The following is a 22,871-nucleotide window of genomic DNA, read 5'->3' as shown; positions in this document are numbered from 1 at the left end:
CCGCAAACCCCTGGCCGGTGGTTTTCAACCGTCGGCCAGGGGCCATGCCCGTTACCAGAGCGGCAAGCTGTAACTGAGGATCAGGCGGTTCTCGTCGAGGTCGTTGCCGAAGTTGGAGCGCACCGTGGCATTGCGCCATTTGACGCCGACGTTCTTCAGCGCGCCTTGCTGAAACACATAGGCGATATCGCTGTTGCGTTCCCACTCCTGGCCATCGTTGCCGGCGCCGACTTGCACGTTGTCGCCGGAGATGTAGCGGGTCATGAAGGTCAGGCCGGGGATGCCGATGGCGGCGAAGTTATAGTCGTAGCGCGCCTGCCAGGAGCGCTCCTCGGTGTTGGCGAAGTCGTTGATCTGTACGAAGTTGACCAGGAACGGGTCGCTGCTGGCGATATACGGAAACGGATCGTCGCCGCTCATGCGCTGGTAACCGGCCCCCAAGGCATGGCCGCCCAGGGTGTAGGTGAACATCGCGCCGAAGGCCTGGTTGTCGAGTGCGCGGAAGTTGCCGTCTTCCCGGCTCTTGGCGAAACGCAGGTCGCTCTTCAGCGACTGTTCTTCGCCCAGCGGCAAGAGGTGGGTGAGGGTGCCGTAGTACTGCTGATAGACGTCTTCGAGCTTGCCGTAATGCAGGCCGGCGGTGAGTGCCGGGGTGAGTTTGTAGTCGCCGCCGGCGAAGACGAACGAGTCGCTGTCGCCGCCGATGCGGTTGCCGGTCATCTCGGTGTAATCGGTGGAGCTATTGGCCTTGATACGGTTGATCTGGCCGCCCTGGAGAATCAGGTTATCGACTTCCTGCACGTTGAGCAGGGCGCCCTGGAACAGTTGCGGCAGCAGGCGCGAGTCGTTGGCCGAAACGATCGGGCTGCGAAAGTGCAGGGCACCGACCTTGAGGGTGCTGTTGGACACCTTGACCTTGCCGGTCAGGCCGAGCTTGGAGTATTCGTCCTGCGAGCCGCCGGAACCATCGGCCGGCAACAACCCGCTGCCGGCGGTGCCGTCGCCCGAGTCGAGCTTCATGCCCAGCAGGCCAATGGCGTCGACGCCAACCCCTACGGTGCCTTCGGTGTAGCCCGACTCCAGCCGCAGGAGGAAGCCCTGCGCCCATTCCTCGGCTTTGTCGCGGGCATTGTCCTGGCGGAAGTCGCGGTTGAAATAGAAGTTGCGCAGTTCGAGGCTGGCTTTGCTGTCGTCGATGAAATCGGCGTTGGCCAGGCTGGGAAGGCTACCGCTGAATATCAGCAGGGCAGCCATATGGTTGCGTGGGGTCATGCGGAGTGTCTCCTGATGGGGGAGCGCACAGCGGCCAGTGCCGGCTGCTTGGCAGAGCGCGAGTTATGTCTGTTGTTATTGGGCTTCGGGTACCGCCGGCACATTCTTGGGAGTGCAAAGACAACGCGTCCAACGAGAAAAAGCAGGGGCGGTACATAAGAAAATCCGATGCGCGCGGCGCGTGCTCGCGCCCAGCGCTGGCATGCAATCTGCTTTGCAGGACACACACGGCTTGCTTCGGCAGGCGGCATATTTCACTCCCCAGAGGGTCGAGTCGGCCATGAACCTGAGATTTCTCGAGACCTTCGTTTGGGTGGCGCGGCTGAAGAGTTTTCGCCTGACTGCGGAGAAACTGTTCAGCACCCAGGCCTCCATTTCCAGCCGGATTGCCGCGCTGGAGGACGAGTTGGGCACGCGCTTGTTCCTGCGCGACTCGAAAGGCGTATCGCTGACGCCGGAAGGACAGAAGGTGCTCGAATACGCCGAACGCATGATCGATACCATGCAGGCGCTGAAGCAGTCGATCAGCGACACCGGCAACATCCAGGGGCGTATCCGGGTTGGCGCGATGGATACCGTCATTCACACCTGGCTGAGTCCGTTCGTAACAAAGATCATGGAGCGCTACCCGGGGGTGGAAATCGAGCTGACGGCCGACACCGCGCGCAACCTCTGCGAGCAATTGCAGAAGGGTTACCTGGACATCATCTTTCAAACCGATATGGTCCATGGCGACAGCGTGCGCAACCTGGAGCTGGGCAGTTTCCCGGTGCAGTGGATCGTGCCGACCGGCTCGCTGTACCACCGCCGCTACGCCTCGATAGATGAGCTGGCCAAAGAGCGCATCATCACGTTTTCGAAGAACTCCCGCCCGCACCAAGACATTCTCAACTTGCTACATGCCGGCAACGTCTGCGCGCCACGTATCAGCTGCGTGAACTCGGTGGCGGCCATGACGCGCTTGATCCGCGATGGCTTTGGCATTGGCGCACTGCCGGCCGCCCTGGTCAGCGAAGAGCTGAAGCAGGGCGTGCTGACCCTCCTCGAAGGCGTACCGCAGCCGCCATCGCTGGGGGTTGTCGCCACCTGGCGTAACGGCGTCGGCCTCGAATTGAGCGAGGACATCATCGCGCTCGCCTGCGAGGCGCTCTACGAGTACGGCGAACAGATGGGCGAAGCCATGCTGGCGCTGGCGATCCCGGGCACTGAGCAGAAAACCGCCTGAAACGGCAACAGACCCTCGGTCGCGACCTGCCTGCGCCAGACGCTAGCGCTGGCGTGAACGGTCTCCTGGCAACAGCACCTGACCAATCATCCAATGGACGGCAGCCCTTGCGCGAGGGGCCTTGGCCGCGCGTGCTTTTAACAGCCTGACTGCTTATTGCGACTAGGTTGTGCTGCGCGCTTATGGTGCGTGTGGCGCACTGTCGCCTCGTTTCGTCTCATAACGATTTCCGATCATGCGCTCCCGGTTTTTCTAGTTGGACAGGCTTTGCCTATCCACTGAGACTCGGGGTCGTCTTCCCTCAACACCGGCGCCGTCCCTTGCGCCCAGAACAATGATCAGGAGAACACCATGAAGAGCACCCGCACCTCGTTTCGCTTCGCACTGTCGGCCATGGCCTGCGTCCTTGGTTTCAGCGCACTCTCCACTCAGGCCGCCGAGCGTTGGAACATGACGGTCGAGCAGCCTGACGGCAACTTCATCACCACGGTGGCCAAGGAGTTCTCCAAGGATGTCGAGGCCGCCACCGCCGGCGAATTGCAGATTCGCATCCATGCCAACTCGGTGCTGTTCAAACGCCCGGAAGTCAAACGCGCGGTGCAGACTGGGCAGGTGCAGGTCGGCGATGTACTGATGTCGGTGCTGGGCAACGAAGATCCGATTTATGAAGTCGATAGCGTGCCGTTTCTGGTGCGCAACTACAGCGAGGCGCAAAAGCTCTGGGAAGTCAGTCGTCCGGCCGTAGAGGCACGCTTGGCCAAGCAGGGCATCAAGCTGCTGTACGCCATGCCCTGGTCGCCGCAGAGCATCTTCAGCAAGACGCCGATCAGCAGCATGGATGATTTCAAGGGCATGAAATTTCGCGCCTACAACCCCGCGACCTCGCGCATGACCGAACTGATGGGTGCGATTCCGACGGTGATCCAGACCGGTGAAATCCCCCAGGCGTTCAGCACCGGGATGATCAGCGGCATGCTGACCTCGCCCACCACTGGGGTGGACTCCCAGGCTTGGGACTTCGCCACCTACTACTATGACGTCAAGGCATTCATCCCGAAGAACTTCGTGATCGTCAACGCGCGCGCCTTCAATCGTTTGCCGCAAGACGCGCAGCAGGCGGTGCTGGACGCTGCCGTGCGTGCCGAGAAGCGCGGTTGGGAGATTGCCCAGGAAAAAACCGGCGAGCTGGTGAAAACCCTGGCGGACAAAGGCATGCAAGTCGCCGATACGGCGCCGGCAGCCGTGGAGACAGGCTTCCAGCAAATCGGTCAGACCATGGTCGACGAGTGGCTGAAAAAGTCCGGTGCCGATGGCAAAGCGATCATCGACGCTTACCAGAACTGACCCCGCCACCTTTGTGCTGCCGGGGCACGCGGCATCCCGCCATGCCCCGGCCACTGTTCGTAATCAGGGAGTCTTCAGCCCATGACGCCGCTGCATAAGCTCTACACCTTGTCCGGATGGCTGTCCGGTGTGTTTCTCGTGCTGATCTGCCTGCTGGTGGTCGCCCAGATCGTCGCGCGCCAACTGGGCACGATGGTGCCTTCTGCGGACGAATTCGCCGCCTATGCCATGGCCGCTTCCGGCTTCCTGGCATTGCCCTATGCCTTGCAGCGTGGCGCGCATATCCGCGTCGAGTTGATGTATCGCCTGCTGTCGGTGCGTGGGCGCTTCGTCGCCGATGTGTTGAGCACGTTTATCGGGCTGGCGATCGCCGCGTACCTGGCTTGGTACTGCGCGCTGTTTGTGATCGAGTCGTATGAGTTCAGTGAGGTGTCGTCTGGTCTGTTGCCGATTCCGATGTGGCTTCCGCAACTGCCGATGTTGCTCGGCACCCTGATTCTGGTGGTTGCCATGGCCGAACGCCTGGTGCTGGTTTGCCTAGGGCGCCGCTTCGAGGTCGCCGATGTCGGCGCCACGCTGAGCGAATAAGCCCGAGCCGGAGTGTTCCTTTTTCCAGCGGCTGCGGCCGCATCGCATCAGTGAGTTAGCCGTGGAATACACAATTATTACCATCACCCTGCTGGTGGCGCTGTTTGCGTTGCTCGGTGGCGGCGTCTGGGTTGCACTGTCGCTGCTTGGCGTCGGCATCATCGGCATGGAGCTGTTCGGCGGTGCGCCAGCCGGCTCTATTCTCGCCTCCACCAGTTGGGCCTCCAGCGCCAGTTGGACCTTGACGGCCTTGCCGCTGTTTATCTGGATGGGCGAAATTCTCTACCGCACACGCCTCTCGGAAGACATGTTCAACGGCTTGGCGCCGTGGATGCGTGGTCTGCCGGGACGTCTGCTGCATGTGAACGTGTTCGGCTGCGGGATTTTTGCCGCCGTCAGCGGTTCCTCGGCGGCCACCGCGGCGACCATCGGGCGCATTTCGTTACCCGAATTAAAGGCGCGCGGTTATCCGGACAGCATCGCCATGGGCTCGTTGGCCGGTGCCGGAACCCTGGGGCTGTTGATTCCGCCGTCGATCATGATGATCGTCTATGGCGTGGCGGCGCAGGTGTCGATCTCGCGTTTGTTCGTCGCCGGTATTCTGCCGGGGCTGATGTTGCTGGCGATCTTCAGCGGTTTCCTGATGATCTGGGCGATGCTCAATCGTGACAAGCTGCCGGAGGAGAGCGAAGCCCTGCCGTTCATGGAGAAGCTGCGCCGGGCCAAGCTGCTGATCCCGGTGGTGACGTTGATCGTTGCGGTGATCGGCTCGATCTACGCCGGTTTTGCCACCGCCACCGAAGCGGCGGCAGTGGGCGTGGTCGGTGCCTTGCTGATTGCCCTGTGCTCCGGCTCGCTCAGCCGCGAGACCTTTATGGCCAGCCTGATGGGCGCGGTGTGCACCTCGTGCATGATCTTCTTCATCTTGCTGGGCGCGGCCTACCTGACCTCGGCGATGAGCTTTACCGGGCTGCCGTCGGCGCTGGCGGACTGGATCATCGCCAAACAGCTGTCGCCTTATGTGCTGCTGCTGGCTCTGACCGTGTTCTTTATTGCGCTGGGCTGCTTTCTCGACGGTATCTCGATCATCCTGCTGACCACTGCCGTGGTGTTGCCAGCCGTCCAGGCCGCCGGTATCGACCTGCTGTGGTTCGGCATCTTCGTCATTCTGGTGGTGGAGATGGCGCAGATCACGCCGCCGGTTGGCTTCAACCTGTTCGTCATTCAGAACCTCACCGGCCATGACATGTGGACAGTGGCCAAGGCCAGCTTCCCGTTCTTCCTGTTGCTGGTGCTGGCGGCGATTCTGATCACCGCTTTCCCGCAGATCGTGCTGCTTCTGCCGCAGGCGATAACTGGCGCTTGAGCCGCGTCGGCCAAGGGCGCTGAGGCGCACTTGGCCGCTTGGCGGCTACATAGCGCCATGCAATTGCTGCGCTTTGGTCGAGTTTTGCCCCGTCGCGGGGCAGCCTTGAAAGAAAATGTCGCAGCGCGGCAAGCGCTGCATGCGCTTCCATCGTTAAGCTCATCCGGCAAATGTGACCAGCGAGTCGAAGCTATCGCCAGGGTTCAGAAAAGTCCGGCGCAGGTAATCGCCGCTTGATGAACTAACGTTGAATGACAACGGTGTGGCGCCGGTCTCGTCTCGCGACTGCCCTAGTCGAATCACAAGCCAAACGGAGCACAACCATGGCGTTCTTTACGGCGGCCAGTAAAGCCGACTTCCAGCATCAACTGCAAGCGGCCCTGGCGCAGCACGTCAGTGAACAGGGATTGCCACAAGTGGCCCTGTTCGCCGAGCAATTCTTCGGCATCATCGCCCTGGAGGAACTCACCCAGCGTCGGCTCTCCGACCTGGTCGGCTGCACCTTGTCGTCCTGGCGCCTGTTGGAGCGTTTCGAACAGAGCAAGCCTGAGGTGCGGGTGTTCAACCCGGATTACGAAAAGCACGGCTGGCAGTCCACGCACACCGCCGTGGAAATCCTCCACAGCGATATTCCGTTTTTGGTCGACTCGGTGCGCATGGAGCTGAACCGTCGCGGTTACAGCATCCACACCCTGCAAAACAGCGTTTTCAGCGTGCGCCGTAGCAAGAAGGGCGAGTTGCTGGAAATCCTGCCCAAAGGCACCCAGGGCAAGGACATCTTGCAAGAAGCCTTGATGTTCCTGGAAATCGACCGCTGCGCCAGCGTTGGCGAGCTGAAGACCCTGGAAAAATCCCTGCACGAAGTGTTCGAAGAAGTGCGCCTGAGCGTTGCTGACTTTCAGCCGATGAAGGCCAAGGCCCAGGAATTGTTGGCCTGGCTGGACAAGGCCAAGCCAGGCAAGGCCGGGCTCAAGGTCGAAGGCGCCGAGCTGGACGAGATCAAGGTGTTCCTTACCTGGTTGCTGGACAACCACTTCACCTTTCTCGGTTATGAAGAATTCAGCGTGGCCGATGCGCCGGATGGCGGCAGCATCGTTTACGACGAGAAGTCCCTGCTGGGGCTGTCCAAGCGCCTGCGTAGTGGGCTGAAAAGCGATGAGCTGCACATCGAGCCGGAAGCCGTCAGCTACCTGCGCGAGCCGCTGCTGCTGTCCTTCGCCAAGGCCGCTGTGCCGAGCCGCGTGCACCGCCCGGCGTACCCGGATTTCGTCTCCGTGCGCGAGCTGGACAGCAAGGGTCGGGTAGTCAAGGAATGCCGTTTCATGGGCCTGTACACCTCGGCGGTGTATGCCCAGAGCGTTTGGGACATCCCGTATATCCGCCGCAAGGTCGCGGTGATCGAGCAACGCTCGGGCTTCAACAGCAAGGCGCATTTGGGCAAAGAACTGGCCCAGGTGCTGGAAGTGCTGCCGCGTGACGACCTGTTCCAGACCTCGGTGGACGAGCTGTTCAACACCGCCATGTCGATCGTGCAGATTCAGGAGCGCAACAAGATCCGCGTGTTCCTGCGCCGCGATCCCTACGGGCGCTTCTGCTACTGCCTGGCCTACGTGCCGCGCGACGTGTACTCCACCGAAACCCGGTTGAAAATCCAGCAGGTGCTGATGGAGCGCCTGCAAGCCACCGATTGCGAGTTCTGGACCTTCTTCTCCGAATCCGTGTTGGCGCGGGTGCAGTTCATCCTGCGCGTGGACCCGAAGAACAAGGTGCAAATCGATACCGCGCGCCTGGAAAAAGAAGTGATCCAGGCCTGCCGCTCGTGGAAGGACGACTACGTTGGCCTGATGGTGGAAAGCTTCGGCGAAGCCCAGGGCACCAATGTTCTGGCGGATTTCCCCGGCGGTTTTCCGGCCGGTTACCGCGAGCGCTTTGCCCCGCATTCGGCGGTGGTCGACATGCAGCACCTGCTCAGCCTGAGCAGCGCGCGGCCACTGGTGATGAGTTTCTACCAACCGTTGGCCCAGGACGGCCAGCAGTTGCACTGCAAGCTGTACCACGCCGATACGCCATTGCCGCTGTCCGACGTGCTGCCGATCCTGGAAAACCTCGGCCTGCGCGTACTCGGCGAGTTCCCCTATCGCCTGCACCAGCAGAACGGCCGCGAGTTCTGGATTCACGATTTCGCCTTCACCTACGCCGAAGGCCTGGATGTCGACATCCAGCAACTCAACGACACCTTGCAGGACGCCTTCGTACACATCGTTGGCGGCGATGCCGAGAACGATGCATTCAACCGCCTGGTGCTGACCGCCGCCATGCCGTGGCGCGACGTGGCGCTGCTGCGCGCGTATGCGCGTTACCTCAAGCAGATTCGCCTGGGCTTCGACTTGAGCTACATTGCCGGCACCCTGGTCAACCATGCCGACATCGCCAAGGAGCTGGTGCGCCTGTTCAAGACGCGCTTCTACCTGGCCCGCAAGCTGGGCGCCGAGGACCTGGAAGACAAGCAGCAGAAGCTCGAACAGGCGATTCTCAGTGCCCTGGACAACGTCGCGGTGCTCAACGAGGACCGCATCCTGCGGCGCTACCTGGACCTGATCAAGGCCACCCTGCGCACCAACTTCTACCAGGCCGACGCGGCAGGACAGAACAAGGCCTACTTCAGCTTCAAGCTCAACCCACGGCTGATTCCGGAGATTCCCAAGCCGGTGCCGATGTTCGAAATCTTCGTCTACTCGCCACGCGTCGAAGGCGTGCACCTGCGCGGCGGCAAGGTCGCCCGCGGCGGCCTGCGCTGGTCGGATCGCGAGGAAGACTTCCGCACCGAAGTGCTTGGCCTGGTCAAGGCGCAACAGGTGAAGAACGCGGTGATCGTACCGGTCGGCGCCAAGGGTGGTTTCGTGCCACGGCGCTTGCCGATCGGCGGCTCGCGTGACGAGATCCAGGCCGAGGCGATTGCCTGCTACCGCATCTTCATCAGTGGCCTGCTGGACATCACCGACAACCTCAAGGAAGGCGCCGTCGTGCCGCCGGCCAACGTGGTGCGCCACGACCCGGACGATCCCTATCTGGTGGTCGCCGCCGACAAGGGCACTGCGACCTTCTCCGACATCGCCAACGGCATTGCCGGCGAGTACGGTTTCTGGCTCGGCGATGCTTTCGCCTCCGGCGGCTCGGCCGGTTACGACCACAAAGGCATGGGCATCACCGCCAAGGGCGGCTGGGTCTCGGTGCAGCGTCACTTCCGCGAGCGCGGCATCGACGTGCAGCAGGATCACACCACGGTGATCGGCATCGGCGACATGGCCGGCGACGTGTTCGGCAACGGTCTGCTGCTGTCGGACAAACTGCAAATGGTCGCGGCGTTCAACCATATGCACATCTTTATCGACCCCAACCCAGATGCGGCGACCAGCTTCGTCGAGCGCCAGCGTCTGTTCGACCTGCCACGCTCCAGCTGGGCGGATTACGACAGCACATTGATCTCCGCCGGTGGCGGCATCTTCCTGCGCAGCGCCAAAAGCATCGCCATCAGCGCGGAAATGCAAGCGCGTTTCGACATCAGTGCCAACAAACTGGCGCCCACCGAGCTGCTCAATGCGTTGCTCAAGGCACCGGTCGACCTGCTGTGGAACGGCGGCATCGGCACCTACGTCAAGTCGAGCAAGGAAAGCCATGCCGACGTTGGCGACAAGGCCAACGACGCCTTGCGCGTCGATGGTCGCGAGTTGCGCGCCAAGGTGGTGGGCGAGGGCGGTAACCTCGGCATGACCCAACTGGGGCGCGTCGAGTACGGCCTCAATGGCGGCGCCAGCAACACCGACTTCATCGATAACGCCGGTGGCGTGGACTGCTCCGACCATGAAGTGAACATCAAGATCCTGCTCAACGAGATCGTCGCCGCCGGCGACATGACCGGCAAGCAGCGCAACAAGCTGCTGGCCGAGATGACCGATGCGGTGGGCGGCCTGGTGCTGGGCAACAACTACAAGCAGACCCAGGCGCTGTCGCTGGCCGAACGCCGTGCCCGCGAGCGGCTGGGCGAGTACAAGCGCTTGATGGCGGCGCTGGAGTCGGCGGGCAAACTGGACCGTGGCTTGGAGTTTCTGCCGTCCGACGAGGAGCTCAACGAGCGCGCCGCCAATGGCCGTGGCTTGACCCGCCCGGAGCTGTCGGTGCTGATCTCCTACAGCAAGATCGATTTGAAGGAATCGCTGCTGAAATCCCTGGTGCCGGACGACGACTACCTGGCCCGCGAGATGGAAACGGCCTTTCCGCCGTTACTGGCGAAGAAGTTCGGTGAGCCGATGCGTCGCCATCGCCTGAAGCGCGAAATCGTCAGCACGCAGATCGCCAACGATCTGGTCAACCACATGGGCATCACCTTCGTGCAGCGCTTGAAGGAGTCCACCGGCATGAGCGCGGCGAATGTCGCTGGGGCCTATGTGATCGTGCGCGACGTATTCCGTTTGCCGCATTGGTGGCAGCAGATCGAAGCGTTGGACTACAAAGTGCCGGCCGAGCTGCAATTGCAGCTGATGGATGAGCTGATGCGCCTCGGTCGCCGGGCCACCCGCTGGTTCCTGCGCAGCCGCCGCAACGAGCTGGATGCCGCGCGTGATGTGGCGCACTTCGCGCCGCGCGTCGAGGCTTTGGCCTTGCGTCTGGACGAGTTGCTCGAAGGTCCGGCTCGCGAGCAGTGGTTGGCACGCTTCCAAGCCTATGTCGAAGCCGGTGTGCCTGAGGTGTTGGCCCGCGTGGTGGCAGGCACCAGTCACCTGTACACCTTGTTGCCGATCATCGAGGCGTCGGATGTCACCGGCCAGGAACCGGACCAGGTCGCCGCGGCGTACTTCGCCGTCGGCGGCGCGCTGGAACTGTCATGGTACTTGCAGCAGATCACCAGCCTGACGGTGGAAAACAACTGGCAAGCGCTGGCGCGGGAAGCCTTCCGCGACGATCTCGATTGGCAGCAGCGGGCCATCACCGTATCGGTGCTGCAAATGGTCGAAGGGCCGGCGGATATCGAGGCGCGTGTGGTGGTCTGGCTGGAACAGCGGCGCCGCCTGGTCGAGCGTTGGAAGACCATGCTCGGCGAGTTGCGTGCCGCTACCGGCACCGACTACGCCATGTACTCCGTGGCCAACCGCGAGCTGATGGACCTGGCGCAAAGCGGGCAAGCCTGACCGTCCGATAATGCGCTCGCGTTCTCGCGGGTGCTGAGCATGCCGCTCACTTGTTTCAAGTGAGCGGCATTTTTTATGGCGCTAGTGCGTGTGACATGAGCCGTCAGGCTTTTATAGGCGCGCTTTTGACCGCGAGCTGTTCAGGCCGCGTGCTCAAGGTAGCCCCAAAAATTCGTGGCCAAAGCCCCTCCTGCCCAGCCAGTACAAGGCGTCTGGGTGAACCAACTGCTCTTTCACGGTTACAGCCGCATGAGGTGCTGCCTGGAGCGCGGTAATTCGTAGGGTGGCTTAGGTGCATGACCACGGACTATTGGCTGCTGCAGCTTCGGTTGCACCGTAACTCACCAGAGCGGGTAGGCCGATTAACGCTGGGTGGCTTACGTGGCGCAGCCATTGCGCATAACCGTACAGGTAACCCGTCTTAATTTTTATGCAGTGCCCGGGCACTTCGCAGGGGGCTTTTGGCGTGTGGCAACTATGCGTGCGCGTTGGCCAGCTGTTGCAGGTGTTTTACGACATCCGGCGCGCCAGCCAGGCGCAGACCTTCGCCCAGCGCGGTGGCTTCGGCCGAGTGTTTCGGCAGGAGTAGAAATTCCGGTGCGCCGGGGGTGCGCAGCAGCGCCAGGCGCGCATAGGGCAGGCCGTTATCCAGCAACAGGCTCATGAACGTAGGGTCGCTCCAGGCGGCGCCGGGCATTGCCAGAACATGGTAGCCGCGTTGCAGCTCCGCCAGCCCGCTGACACTCAAGCGATAGCTGGCCAGTTCTGCCGGCAGGGTGATTTCCAGTTCGCGGCGGCGCGCATAGGCCACCGCGCAGGCGAACGCTTCGCTGTGCTGTTCTCCGGCCCAGAACACACGCGCACCATGCCAACTGGCCTGGCGCAGGTTGATGGTTTCACCGGCGAGAAAGCGCGGTAAGGCCAGGCTGATGCTTTTGACGAAGTCTTTGTAACTGATGATGCGCACCTGGCGGCAACGCTCGCTGGCGGCATAGGCCTCGAGGGTACTGAAACCGGCTTGTTCGGGTTCGCCGTTGGACAGGCCGTCGATCAGGCGCAGGTCGAACGAGGTCAGCTGTTGTTCTTGCAGCTCGACGACGCGTACCAGCACCGCGTGGGCTTGCGCCTTGTCTTGCTGCACGGGGCCTGAGAGGGCGCTGCGCGGTAGCTCGACCAGGCGTTGCAGGGGCGGGCCTTCCTGCCAACTGATGCTGTCGCGGGTGTTGGGCAGGGCCTTGAAGGCCAGGCGCAGGCTGCTGGCGCGCTCCAGAATCTGCCGCGGCACACGGCCGATCAAGCCCAGGCGCTGGGCGAGGGCGGCAAGGCGTGAACTGAGAGTGGAAGGCTGCTCGGACAGACTCATGGCCGGGTACGAACTCGATGATCACTGCTGCCAGTGTGGCAGAGGGCGGCGCCTGCTGCACACGCTTTGCCGGGTAAAACGCGCTGTTTAGCCGGTCGTTGAAAAACTACCTGGGTGGCCGATACGGCGTTAAAAACAGGCTCGGCGGCTTCGCCTGCGTTTTTCAATGGCCTGTTAGTGCGTGGTAAACGCGCCGTGTGTGGCAAAATTGCCGCATTCATTTGCAAGGGTGCCTCCATGCCCAGTCTGGTGCTGGATATTGCGCTATCTGCCGAGCGTTTGCGCGCGGTCTATCAAGGGCGTGCCAACCGTATTCTGGTGCAGAGTCGCGACGGTCGGCGGGTCAGTGTGCCGGCCCACCATTTCCGGCCGTTTTTGACTCACGACGGGGTCTACGGTTCCTTCGCGCTGGAGTTTAGCGCGGCCGGCGAATTATTGAGCCTGCGCCGTTTGAGTTGAAGCGGGCCGTGCGCCTCGCGTGCCGGCCTGTTGGGCGGCTATAATCGCGGCCTTTCGACTTCGCCATTATCGAGCTAAGCCTGCCCATGTATACCCTGGCCCGCGAGCTGCTGTTCAAACTGTCTCCTGAAACGTCCCATGAATTGTCCATCGACTTGATCGGTGCGGGCGGTCGCCTCGGGCTCAATGGCTTGCTGAGCAAGAGCCCTGCTGCGCTGCCCGTCAAGGTGATGGGCCTGGAGTTTGCCAACCCGGTCGGGCTGGCGGCCGGGTTGGACAAGAACGGCGCTGCCATCGATGGGTTTGCCCAGTTGGGTTTCGGCTTTGTTGAGATCGGCACCGTGACCCCGCGTCCGCAGCCGGGCAACCCCAAGCCGCGGCTGTTCCGGCTGCCTGAGGCCGAGGCGATCATCAATCGCATGGGTTTCAACAACCATGGCGTCGATCATCTGTTGGCGCGTGTGCAGGCGGCCAAATACAAGGGCGTGCTGGGCATCAACATCGGCAAGAACTTCGATACGCCGGTCGAGCGCGCGGTGGACGATTACCTGCTGTGCCTGGACAAGGTCTATGCCCACGCCAGCTATGTCACCGTCAACGTCAGCTCGCCAAACACCCCGGGGCTGCGCAGCCTGCAGTTCGGCGACTCACTCAAGCAATTGCTCGAAGCCCTGCGCCAGCGCCAGGAAGACTTGGCCCAGCAGCACGGCAAGCGGGTGCCGCTGGCGATCAAGATCGCCCCGGACATGACGGATGAGGAAACCTGCGAGGTAGCGCGTGCGCTGCTGGACACCGGTATGGACGCGGTGATCGCGACCAATACCACCTTGGCCCGTGAGGGCGTTAAAGGGCTGGAGTTCGCCGATGAAGCGGGCGGCTTGTCTGGCACGCCGGTTCGCCAGCAGAGCACGCATATCGTGAAGGTGCTGGCCAGCGAGTTGGCCGGGCGTTTACCGATCATCGCCGTCGGCGGCATCACCGAGGGCAAGCACGCTGCCGAGAAAATCGCCGCGGGTGCGAGCTTGGTGCAGGTTTATTCGGGATTTATCTACAAGGGCCCGGCGTTGATCCGCGAAGCGGTGGATGCGATTGCCGGGTTGCCGCGTAACAACGCATGAGTGCAATAAAAAGGGCTCCCTGAGGGAGCCCCTGGGCTTGCGCCCGCCGCCCGAATTGGGGCGTGCTTGGTGAAGTCGGTGGGTTCCTTGTTTCAGCCGACAGCGTGAAGTTCGTTGAGTCGATGGATACCGGCCGTACCGGTCAGACCGTCCCAGTTATCACCGCGACCTTCGCGCCAGCCGTTTAACCAGGCTTGGCGAACGGACGGAAGAGTAAAAGGACACATTTCGCGGGATTTACCATTGATGCCGTACTGATAGCCGCGCAAAAAAGCTCTTTCTAACGGATCACGCTTAAGTCTTCTCATAGGGTGTTGCCCTCAATGTTGACTGTTATGTCCCGTAGACCTCGTAGCGAGATCAAGCAGAAAAGGTTCTGCTGGTGGAGTCCGCTGCCGGCGTCGCGAGCCTCCTGCGCCATCACCCTTGCGGCGACGGCCTAGGTAGATTTCTATCGAATGCTCGGAAGCCTGTGAATGATCTTTTTGTCATAAGGGCGTAACGCTTTTGCGGGTGAGGCCATAAGGCCGGCGGGAAAATCCGCGCGCCGTGCGGGCAAGCGCTGATGGTGTGGGCGTTTGCGCGGTTTGTACTGGTGTTGTGCCACCGCGAATGGCTCGCGATTGCGAGCATTATTTATTCCGACGAAGGGTCGCGCTGTGACTTTTTGTCACTTATTTTGGCCGTGTTGATTCGTTCTCACGCCGTTTATTGCCTTAGGCACTGGAAACTCCCATGTCGGATCGTTACGAACTCTTTCTCACTTGCCCCAAGGGTCTCGAAGGCTTGCTGCTCGAAGAGGCCAGCAACCTGGGGCTTGAAGAGGCGCGTGAGCACACCTCGGCCATTCGTGGCCTGGCCGATATGGAAACCGCCTACCGCTTGTGCCTGTGGTCGCGTTTGGCCAACCGGGTGTTGCTGGTGCTCAAGCGCTTCAACGTGCAGGACGCCGAAAGTCTTTATGAGGGCGTGCTGGAGGTCGATTGGTTCGAGCATCTGCAACCCACCGGCAGCCTGGCGGTGGAGTTCAGCGGTAATGGCTCGGGCATCGACAACACCCACTTCGGCGCGCTGAAGGTCAAGGATGCCATCGTCGACAAGCTGCGCCAGAAGGATGGCACGCGGCCCTCGGTCGACAAGCTCAACCCGGATATGCGTGTGCACCTGCGCCTGGATCGTGGTGAGGCGATTCTTTCCCTCGACCTCTCCGGGCACAGCTTGCACCAGCGCGGTTACCGCCTGCAGCAAGGCGCCGCGCCGCTCAAGGAAAATCTCGCTGCCGCCGTGCTGATTCGCGCGGGCTGGCCGCGGATTGCCGCCGAAGGTGGCGCGCTGGCGGACCCGATGTGCGGTGTTGGCACCTTCCTGGTCGAGGCGGCGATGATTGCCGCGGACGTTGCGCCTAACCTCACGCGCGAGCAGTGGGGCTTCAGCCAATGGCTGGGGCATGTGCCGGCCCTGTGGAAAAAATTGCAGGCTGAAGCGCAGCAGCGCGCCACCGACGGCATGGCCAAACCACCGCTGTGGATTCGTGGGTACGAGGCCGACCCGCGCTTGATTCAGCCGGCGCGCAACAACATCGAGCGCGCCGGGTTGGGTCACTGGATCAAGGTCTACCAGGGCGAAGTGGCGACCTTCGAGCCGCGCCCGGATCAGAACCAGAAAGGCTTGGTGATCTGCAATCCGCCCTACGGCGAGCGTTTGGGCGATGAAGCCAGCCTGCTGTACCTCTACCAGAATCTTGGCGAGCGTCTGCGTCAGGCCTGCCTGGGCTGGGAGGCGGCGGTGTTTACCGGCGCGCCGGACCTGGGCAAGCGCATGGGCATTCGCAGCCATAAGCAATACGCGTTCTGGAACGGTGCATTGCCGTGCAAGTTGTTGCTGATCAAGGTGCAGCCGGAGCAGTTCGTCACTGGCGAGCGACGCACCCCTGAGCAGCGTGAACGTGAGCGTGAGCAGGCCGAAGCTGATAAATCCCCGCTGGAGCCGCTGGAGCGCCAGTACAACAAGAACGGCAACCCGATCAAACCGACTCCGGCACCTGCTCCGGTGGTCGAGCAGGCGCGCCTGAGCGAAGGCGGGCAGATGTTCGCCAATCGTCTGCAAAAAAACCTTAAACAGCTGGGTAAGTGGGCGCGCAAGGAAGGCGTTGAGTGCTACCGCCTATATGACGCCGATATGCCGGAATATTCCATGGCGGTGGATTTGTATGGTGACTGGGTGCATGTGCAGGAATATGCCGCACCCAAGTCCATTGATCCTGAGAAAGCCAAAGCCCGTATGTTTGACGCCATCGCCGCGATTCCGCAGGCGCTGGGCGTCGATAAGAGCAAAGTGGTGATCAAGCGCCGCGAACGCCAGAGCGGCACCAAGCAGTACCAGCGCCAGGCGACGCAGGGCCAGTTTATGGAAGTCAGCGAGGGCGGCGTCAAACTGCTGGTCAACCTCACCGATTACCTCGATACCGGCCTGTTTCTCGATCACCGTCCGCTGCGTATGCGCATTCAGAAAGAGGCCGCCGGCAAGCGTTTCCTCAACCTGTTCTGCTACACCGCCACGGCCACCGTACATGCGGCCAAGGGCGGCGCGCGCACCACCACCAGCGTCGACTTGTCGAAAACCTACCTGGACTGGGCGCGGCGCAACCTGTCGCTCAACGGTTATTCCGACAAGAACAAGCTGGAACAGGCCGATGTGATGGGCTGGCTGGCCGAAGATCGCGGTGAATACGAGCTGATCTTCATCGACCCGCCGACGTTCTCCAACTCCAAGCGCATGGAAGGCATCTTCGACATCCAGCGCGACCATGTGCAGCTGCTCGACCTGGCCATGGCGCGCCTGGCGCCGGGCGGAGTACTGTATTTCTCCAACAATTTCCGTAAATTCCATCTCGATGACAGCCTCGCGGCGCGTTACGCGCTGGAGGAGATCAGTGCGGCAACCTTGGATGCGGATTTCGCGCGTAATCCGAAGATTCACCGCGCTTGGCGAATAATGGCCAGCTAGGAGCCTGTCGGACTTGAGCGTTCGTTGCGAGGGAAAGCCCGAGTCCGGCTTTTCCGCATTAGAACAGCGTTAAGTCCGACAGGCCCCTGGGTATTACGACCCGGCGCTATAAGCCCGCGAGGGTGTCTTTCTGAGCTGTAAACATGCCCTCAATGCGTAAGGTGCCGTTCCTGGTTCGTGGTTTTCTCAGCGAGACGACAGCCGCCTGGCTGGTCGCCGTGAGTAGCGCGGTGATTGGCTTGGTGCTGACGGCATTGATCGCCACCGTGACGCAGGGCTCCAACCAGCGCGAACTGCAGCAGCGTTTCGAGTCGGCGGCGAACAAGCGAGCCGCGGCGATTCAGGCGAGCTTCGATGGCTATATGCGTGATCTCGATGGCGTGCGGCGTTTCTTCATCAATGCCGACGAGATCAGCCGGGCGGAGTTCCGCGGGTACAGCGAGCCGCTGCTCAACCACACTTTGGCGTTTTCCTGGATTCCACGGGTTACCGCGCTTGAGCGCCCGGCGTTTGAGCAGCGGGTACGTGCCGAGGGGTTTCAGGCGTTCGTGATCCGTGATTTGAACAACGAGGGTCAACTGGTTGGTTCGGCCGGTCGTCTGGAGCATTTTCCGGTGCTCTATGCCGTTTCACGGCGGGTCAAGCAGCTGGCGTTGGGCTTCGATCTAGCCTCCCACGCGGCGCGTCTGAAGACCCTGGACAAGGCTCGCTTGGATGGGTTCATGGCGGCCTCTGAGGTGTTGCAACTGATTGGCACCAGCCCCGAGGACAGTCGTGGTGTGCTCCTGGTTGCGCCGGTCTACCCCACGCAGCAGGTGCCTGCCGACCCGGCGTTGCGCCGCAGCCAGCTGCGTGGTTTCGTGCTGGCGGCGGTCAGCCTGCACCAGATGCTCGAAGAGGGCGGCAGTGGCGAGCGTGCCGACACCCTGGAACTTGAGCTGCTCGATGCCTCGAATGAAAGTTCGCCGCCACTGGTCTACCGCTCAGCGCAATTGGCCGCCCATCCGCTGCTGCACTTTTCCCGCGATGTGCAGTTGGCCGATCGCACCTACCGACTGACTATCTACCCCACCGATGCCTTTCTCGCGGCCAATCGCCTGCCGGGCCTGGCGATTACCGTCAGCGCGGGCATTTTGCTCAGCGCGATGCTCGCGACGTTGCTGTTCAGCCTGGTCAGTCAGCGCCAGCGGGCGCAGACCTTGGTCGAGATGCGCACCGCCGAGCTGCGCGCTCGCGAGCAACAGTTGGCGGTCAGCGAGCAGCGCTGGAGCTTTGCCCTGGACGGTGCCGGCGACGGTGTCTGGGACTGGGACGTGTCGAGCAATCGAGTGTTCTTCTCGCCAGCCTGGAAACGCATGCTGGGTTACCACGAGGATGACATTGGCGATGCCCTGGACGAGTGGAACAGCCGTATCCACTCGTGTGACAAAGATGCTTGCGCCGCAGATTTGCAGGGGCATCTGAGTGGTGCGCTGGAGTTCTACCGCAACGAACACCGCCTGCGTTGTCAGGACGGCAGCTGGAAGTGGATTCTCGGTCGCGGCAAGGTCGTCGAGCGCGCCGCCGATGGGCAACCGCTGCGGGTCATCGGCACCCATACCGATATCAGTTGGCGCAAGGCGGCCGAGCTTGAGTTGGCGCGGGTCAATGGCCAGTTGCATGGGCTGTTGAATGCCGCCACGCAGGTGTCGATCATCGCCACCGACCTGAATGGCCTGATTCTCACGTTCAATGCCGGTGCCGAGCGCATGCTGGGGTATCGCGCAGACGAGATGATTGGCCTGCGCACCCCCGAATACATCCACCGCCGCGATGAACTGGACGCTCGCCAGCTTGAACTGAGTCGCCGTTACGGGCGTCCGGTGGTCGGTTTTGCTGCCCTGGTGGCCGAGGCGGTGGAGGGCGACAGCCACGAAGAGCGCGAGTGGACCTATGTGCGGCGCGATGGCAGCGAACTTACCGTCAACCTGATCATCACCGGCGTGCGCGACGAGCAGAACGCGCTGATCGGCTTCCTCGGCATCGCCATCGACATCACCGAGCGCAAGCGCATTCATGAGGTGCTGGCGGCGCGCGATCGGCTGTTGGAAAAGCTCACCGCGCGGGTGCCGGGCGCTATTTACCAATACCAGTTGAACCCGGACGGCAGCTCCTGTTTCCCGTATGCCAGCGCTGGCATGTTGGATATCTACGAGGTCGATCCATTGCAGTTGCGCGAGGATGCCGCTGCCGCGCTGAAGCGCATTCACCCGGATGACCTGGAACGTATCGGTCTATCGATCCAGCAGTCGGGCGCGCAGCTGAGCGTCTGGCGCGAGGAGTATCGCGCGTTGTTGCCGCAGCGCGGGTTGCGCTGGATGCGCGGTGAGGCTGTGCCGGAGCGCATGGCCGATGGCGCGGTGCTCTGGCATGGCTACCTCACCGATATCACCGGGCCCAAGTTGGTTGAGCATGAGTTGCGCGAGCTGTCGATCACCGATGCCTTGACCGGCATCTACAACCGGCGCTACTTCCAGGAGCGCTTGGAGGTGGAGATTACCCGCGTGCGGCGTAATCAGAGCGAGCTGGCGCTGATCATGCTCGATCTCGATCACTTCAAGCAGGTCAACGACCGTTTTGGTCACGAGGCCGGTGACCGGGTGCTGACTGTCACGTGCCAGCGCTTGAGTCAGCGGTTGCGGCGTGCCGACGTGTTCTGCCGCTTGGGTGGCGAGGAATTCATTATTTTGTGCCCCGATACCAGCGTCGAGCAGGCGCAGCTGCTCGCCGAGGCCTTGCAGCAAGCCTTACGGCGTGAGCCGGTGGAGGGCGTGGGCAACGTGACGGCCAGTTTCGGCGTGGCCGCCTGGCGGCTTGGCGAAACCAGCGACGACCTGCTGCGGCGGGTGGATGCCGGGGTGTATCTGGCAAAACAGAACGGTCGGGATCAGGTACGCAGCGCGGTGCTTTGAACCCCTTCAGCGCCGCTGCAACGCAGCGCTGAAGGGGGCGTGCAGGTGCTTCAGGGTTGAGCGGCGGCCTTGGGTTGGCGATACAGGTCGATCAGCACTTGGTCGAGAATCGACGAGGCGCCCCACGGTCTTGGGTCGTTGAGAATCGCCACCACGGCCCAGCTGTTGCCGTTGCTGTCACGGCTGAAACCGGCGATGGCACGCACATTGTTCAGCGTACCGGTCTTGATATGCGCTTCGCCGACCAGTGCCGTGCGGTGCAAGCGTTTGCGCATGGTGCCGTCCATCGCCACCAGCGGCATCGAGCTGATGAATTCGGCGGCGTAAGGGCCTTTCCAGGCGGCTTGCAGGATCTTCGCCATCTCGCGCGCGCTGAGCCGTTCGGCGCGCGACAAACCGGAGCCGTTCTCCATCACCAACTGCGGTGCGGTAATGCCCTTGCGCGCCAGCCAGCTGCGGATCACCCGTTGCGCGGCCTTGGCGTCGTCGCCGTCGGCCTCGTTGCGAAATTGCGCACCGATGCTGAGGAACAGCTGCCGGGCCATGGTGTTGTTACTGTATTTGTTGATGTCGCGGATGATCTCCACCAGATCGGGAGAGAAGGTGCGGGCCAGCAGGCGGGCGCTTTTCGGCACCTCGGCCATGCGGTCTTTGCCCAGGATGCTGCCGCCCAGCTCTTGCCAGATCGCGCGGATGGCGCCCGCGGCGTAGCTCGGGTGATCGAGCAGCGACAGGTAGGTCTGCGCACTACAGCCTTCGGCCAGTTGGCCGCTGACGATCACCGTGGTGCCGTCGAACTCGGTCACCGGGTTGTAGCGTACATCCGGCCAGCCAGGGCATTTGGCGGCTTTCAGCGCCTTCACCCGGTTGTCGATGCGAATGCTGGCAATCGGCGGCTCGACGGCGATGTGTACCTTGCCACCCTCGTTACGCGCGATGAAGCGCAGCGCCTTGAGGTTCACCAGCAGGGCGTCGGGGGTGACCAGGAACGGTTTGTTGGCATCGCCACCGTCGTCATTGAAGGCTGGCAATGCGGGCTGGACGAAGTGGCTGCGGTCGAGCACCAGGTCGCCGGTCACTTGGCGCACGCCATTGGCACGCAGGTCGCGCAGCAGTAGCCAGAGTTTCTCCATGTTCAGCTTGGGATCGCCGCCACCTTTGAGAAACAGGTTGCCGTTGAGCACGCCGTCTTTCAGCGGGCCGTCGGCATAGAACTCGGTTTTCCACTTGTGCGTCGGGCCAAGCAGTTCCAGCGCGGCGTAGGTGGTGACCAGCTTCATGGTCGACGCCGGATTGACTGAAATATCGGCGTTGAAATAGGTGCTGTTGCCGGGGCCGGTAAGGGGCACCGTCACCAGGGAAAGCGATTGGCTGCTGATCTTGTTGGCTTTCAGCGCCTGCTGCACCTTGGGCGACAAGCTGCCGTTGACGGCGGCATGCAGGGGCAGGGCGAGCGGCAGCAACAAACTGGCGATGGCCAACTGACGTAAGGTTTTGATCATGGGCGGACACCCTCCGAGCGAGGGCTGAAGATAACGCGTGACATGTGCAATGAGTCCCACAGCGGTTTGCCGCGCATTATGCCCCAAGCAGAGTCGCTCTGCGCCGCTCTACGACCGACGCATTGCGCGCGGCGCCAGTAGCCATGGGCTTTTATGGCACCGGATGGGGTGCTGGGGGCGCATGGCCGCCGGCAGAGAGTCGGGCAAAGTGGTCGCTAAACTGCTAGAGTGCCGCGCGTTATCACTCTTGAGGATTGCTCCATGGCTACTAACCGTTCCCGCCGTCTGCGTAAAAAACTCTGCGTGGATGAATTCCAAGAGCTGGGTTTTGAGCTGAACATGAATTTTAAAGAAGACCTGAGCGATGAGGCCATCGACGCTTTTCTCGATCAGTTCCTCAGCGACGCCATGACTGCCAACGGTCTGGGTTATGTCGGTGGCGACGACTACGGCCTGGTCTGCCTGGCCAAGCGTGGCTCGGTCAGCGAAGAGCAGCGTACCCAGGTCGACGCCTGGCTGAAAGGCCGCAGTGAGTTGGTCGACTTCACCGCCAGCCCGCTGATGGACGTCTGGTACCCGGAAAGCGCGATCAATCCGGCCTGATGTCTACGGGTCGGGCATGCGCAACGCATGCCCGACCGTTGTTTAACCCCTCACCTTGATCAGCCCGTCAATCCGGCTTTGCTCAGCACACTCGCTTCATCCACCCCATCGATTTGCTCGGCTTTCATAAAGCGCTCGGCGTAGCGTTGATAGATTTTTGTGCGCACGAATAAACCGAACAGTTCGGGATCGATGTGCGCGCCCTTGCACATGCCGGCCATGATGTTCAGCGATTCCGAGAGCAGCTTGCCTTTCTTGTAGGGGCGATCGACCGCAGTCAGCGCCTCGAAGATATCGGCAATCGCCATCATGCGGGCCGGCAGGCTCATCTGTTCGCGCAGCAAGCGTTTCGGATAGCCGCTGCCATCCATTTTCTCGTGATGGCCACCGGCGATCTCCGCGACATGCCGTAGATGCGCCGGGAAGGGCAGGCGGCTGAGCATGAGGATGGTCTGTACGATGTGGTGGTTGATGATGTAACGCTCCTCGGCCGTCAGCGTGCCGCGGCCGATGCGCAGGTTGTGCAGTTCGCCACGGTTGAACTTGTGCTGCGGCACATCCAGCTTGAAGCCCCAGGGATTGTCGGCGGGAATGATTTCGGCGGGTGGCCGTTCGATCAGGTGTTCGAGCTTGTCGGCCAGCAATCGCTCTTCGGCCGGCAGGCTCGGCGCCGCGCTGCGTTCCTGGCGCTTGGCCTCTTCCCAGGCCACCCCGATGCGGTCGTCGAGGGTGCGTGTCCAGGTGCGTGCAGCAATGCTGTCGAGGCGCGCGATGTCGGCATCGGCCATGGCTTCGCCGCCCAGATTGGTGCGTGCGACGAAGGCGAATTCGTCATCCAGGGTGGCCAGCAGTTCATCGCGTAGGGTTGCGGATTCCACGCTGACTCGG

The 22,871-nt window shown here is 62.0% G+C and carries 15 protein-coding genes; 10 read left to right on the top strand and 5 right to left on the bottom strand.

Annotation, left to right across the window (positions count from 1 at the left end; genetic code table 11):
* Window positions 1–51: 51 nt before the first annotated feature.
* Window positions 52–1,272 (bottom strand): OprD family porin, encoded by a 1,221-nt coding sequence (locus tag B3M58_RS04335; protein WP_296217344.1) that lies wholly within the window; start codon window positions 1,270–1,272, stop codon window positions 52–54.
* A 280-nt stretch (window positions 1,273–1,552) separates the two neighbouring features.
* Here B3M58_RS04335 and B3M58_RS04330 point away from each other — a divergent pair, with 280 nt between their 5' ends.
* The 5 genes from B3M58_RS04330 to B3M58_RS04310 all read left to right on the top strand — a co-directional run bounded on the left by B3M58_RS04330 (window position 1,553) and on the right by B3M58_RS04310 (window position 10,981).
* Window positions 1,553–2,497 (top strand): LysR family transcriptional regulator, encoded by a 945-nt coding sequence (locus B3M58_RS04330; RefSeq protein ID WP_296217343.1) that lies wholly within the window; start codon window positions 1,553–1,555, stop codon window positions 2,495–2,497.
* Window positions 2,498–2,848: 351 nt separating this feature from the next.
* Window positions 2,849–3,841 carry a TRAP transporter substrate-binding protein gene (locus B3M58_RS04325; protein WP_296217342.1) on the top strand — a complete coding sequence of 331 codons (993 nt, stop codon included), beginning with the start codon at window positions 2,849–2,851 and terminating at the stop codon, window positions 3,839–3,841.
* An 81-nt stretch (window positions 3,842–3,922) separates the two neighbouring features.
* Window positions 3,923–4,429: a TRAP transporter small permease gene (locus B3M58_RS04320; protein WP_296217341.1), complete on the top strand. Its 507-nt coding sequence runs from the start codon at window positions 3,923–3,925 to the stop codon at window positions 4,427–4,429.
* Between the two features lie 61 nt (window positions 4,430–4,490).
* The gene (locus B3M58_RS04315; protein WP_296217340.1) at window positions 4,491–5,795 is read left to right on the top strand and encodes a TRAP transporter large permease; all 1,305 of its coding nucleotides are present in this window, start codon (window positions 4,491–4,493) and stop codon (window positions 5,793–5,795) included.
* Window positions 5,796–6,118: 323 nt separating this feature from the next.
* On the top strand, window positions 6,119–10,981 hold the full coding sequence (locus tag B3M58_RS04310; protein ID WP_296217339.1) for an NAD-glutamate dehydrogenase: 4,863 nt from the start codon (window positions 6,119–6,121) through the stop codon (window positions 10,979–10,981).
* Window positions 10,982–11,456: 475 nt separating this feature from the next.
* Here B3M58_RS04310 and B3M58_RS04305 read toward each other — a convergent pair whose 3' ends face one another.
* On the bottom strand, window positions 11,457–12,344 hold the full coding sequence (locus tag B3M58_RS04305; RefSeq protein WP_296217338.1) for a DUF6685 family protein: 888 nt from the start codon (window positions 12,342–12,344) through the stop codon (window positions 11,457–11,459).
* A gap of 237 nt (window positions 12,345–12,581) precedes the next feature.
* On the opposite strand from B3M58_RS04305, the gene B3M58_RS04300 reads away from it, so the two are divergent.
* Window positions 12,582–12,803: a DUF2835 domain-containing protein gene (locus B3M58_RS04300; protein ID WP_296217337.1), complete on the top strand. Its 222-nt coding sequence runs from the start codon at window positions 12,582–12,584 to the stop codon at window positions 12,801–12,803.
* Window positions 12,804–12,889: 86 nt separating this feature from the next.
* Window positions 12,890–13,921 (top strand): quinone-dependent dihydroorotate dehydrogenase, encoded by a 1,032-nt coding sequence (locus B3M58_RS04295; protein ID WP_296217336.1) that lies wholly within the window; start codon window positions 12,890–12,892, stop codon window positions 13,919–13,921.
* Window positions 13,922–14,013: 92 nt separating this feature from the next.
* On the opposite strand, the gene rmf is transcribed toward B3M58_RS04295, so the two are convergent.
* A complete protein-coding gene (gene rmf, locus B3M58_RS04290; protein WP_296217335.1) occupies window positions 14,014–14,229 on the bottom strand; it encodes a ribosome modulation factor in 216 nt (71 codons plus the stop codon).
* Between the two features lie 427 nt (window positions 14,230–14,656).
* Here rmf and rlmKL point away from each other — a divergent pair, with 427 nt between their 5' ends.
* Entirely contained in the window at window positions 14,657–16,927 is a 2,271-nt protein-coding gene (rlmKL, locus tag B3M58_RS04285) for a bifunctional 23S rRNA (guanine(2069)-N(7))-methyltransferase RlmK/23S rRNA (guanine(2445)-N(2))-methyltransferase RlmL (RefSeq protein ID WP_296217334.1), read from the top strand.
* A gap of 143 nt (window positions 16,928–17,070) precedes the next feature.
* On the top strand, window positions 17,071–19,878 hold the full coding sequence (locus B3M58_RS04280) for a diguanylate cyclase (protein WP_296217333.1): 2,808 nt from the start codon (window positions 17,071–17,073) through the stop codon (window positions 19,876–19,878).
* Between the two features lie 50 nt (window positions 19,879–19,928).
* On the opposite strand, the gene dacB is transcribed toward B3M58_RS04280, so the two are convergent.
* Window positions 19,929–21,380, bottom strand: coding sequence for a D-alanyl-D-alanine carboxypeptidase/D-alanyl-D-alanine endopeptidase (gene dacB / locus B3M58_RS04275; RefSeq protein WP_296217332.1), 1,452 nt, complete (start codon window positions 21,378–21,380; stop codon window positions 19,929–19,931).
* Between the two features lie 261 nt (window positions 21,381–21,641).
* On the opposite strand from dacB, the gene B3M58_RS04270 reads away from it, so the two are divergent.
* A complete protein-coding gene (locus tag B3M58_RS04270) occupies window positions 21,642–21,983 on the top strand; it encodes a YggL family protein (RefSeq protein ID WP_296217331.1) in 342 nt (113 codons plus the stop codon).
* Window positions 21,984–22,042: 59 nt separating this feature from the next.
* Here B3M58_RS04270 and B3M58_RS04265 read toward each other — a convergent pair.
* A partial coding sequence (locus B3M58_RS04265) for an HD-GYP domain-containing protein (protein ID WP_296217330.1) occupies window positions 22,043–22,871 on the bottom strand: 829 nt, incomplete at its 5' end.

This window comes from Pseudomonas sp. UBA2684 (assembly GCA_002354655.1).
In the GTDB taxonomy this organism is placed as follows: domain Bacteria; phylum Pseudomonadota; class Gammaproteobacteria; order Pseudomonadales; family Pseudomonadaceae; genus Aquipseudomonas.
This window is presented reverse-complemented; position numbering and strand designations above follow the sequence as displayed.

What these genes read in the sequence shown, in the direction of transcription:
- B3M58_RS04335 (WP_296217344.1), bottom strand. Translation starts at nt 1,272, where the DNA reads ATGACCCCACGCAACCATATGGCTGCCCTGCTGATATTCAGCGGTAGC.
- B3M58_RS04330 (WP_296217343.1), top strand. Translation starts at nt 1,553, where the DNA reads ATGAACCTGAGATTTCTCGAGACCTTCGTTTGGGTGGCGCGGCTGAAG.
- B3M58_RS04325 (WP_296217342.1), top strand. Translation starts at nt 2,849, where the DNA reads ATGAAGAGCACCCGCACCTCGTTTCGCTTCGCACTGTCGGCCATGGCC.
- B3M58_RS04320 (WP_296217341.1), top strand. Translation starts at nt 3,923, where the DNA reads ATGACGCCGCTGCATAAGCTCTACACCTTGTCCGGATGGCTGTCCGGT.
- B3M58_RS04310 (WP_296217339.1), top strand. Translation starts at nt 6,119, where the DNA reads ATGGCGTTCTTTACGGCGGCCAGTAAAGCCGACTTCCAGCATCAACTG.
- B3M58_RS04305 (WP_296217338.1), bottom strand. Translation starts at nt 12,344, where the DNA reads ATGAGTCTGTCCGAGCAGCCTTCCACTCTCAGTTCACGCCTTGCCGCC.
- B3M58_RS04300 (WP_296217337.1), top strand. Translation starts at nt 12,582, where the DNA reads ATGCCCAGTCTGGTGCTGGATATTGCGCTATCTGCCGAGCGTTTGCGC.
- B3M58_RS04295 (WP_296217336.1), top strand. Translation starts at nt 12,890, where the DNA reads ATGTATACCCTGGCCCGCGAGCTGCTGTTCAAACTGTCTCCTGAAACG.
- rmf (WP_296217335.1), bottom strand. Translation starts at nt 14,229, where the DNA reads ATGAGAAGACTTAAGCGTGATCCGTTAGAAAGAGCTTTTTTGCGCGGC.
- rlmKL (WP_296217334.1), top strand. Translation starts at nt 14,657, where the DNA reads ATGTCGGATCGTTACGAACTCTTTCTCACTTGCCCCAAGGGTCTCGAA.
- B3M58_RS04280 (WP_296217333.1), top strand. Translation starts at nt 17,071, where the DNA reads ATGCCCTCAATGCGTAAGGTGCCGTTCCTGGTTCGTGGTTTTCTCAGC.
- dacB (WP_296217332.1), bottom strand. Translation starts at nt 21,380, where the DNA reads ATGATCAAAACCTTACGTCAGTTGGCCATCGCCAGTTTGTTGCTGCCG.
- B3M58_RS04270 (WP_296217331.1), top strand. Translation starts at nt 21,642, where the DNA reads ATGGCTACTAACCGTTCCCGCCGTCTGCGTAAAAAACTCTGCGTGGAT.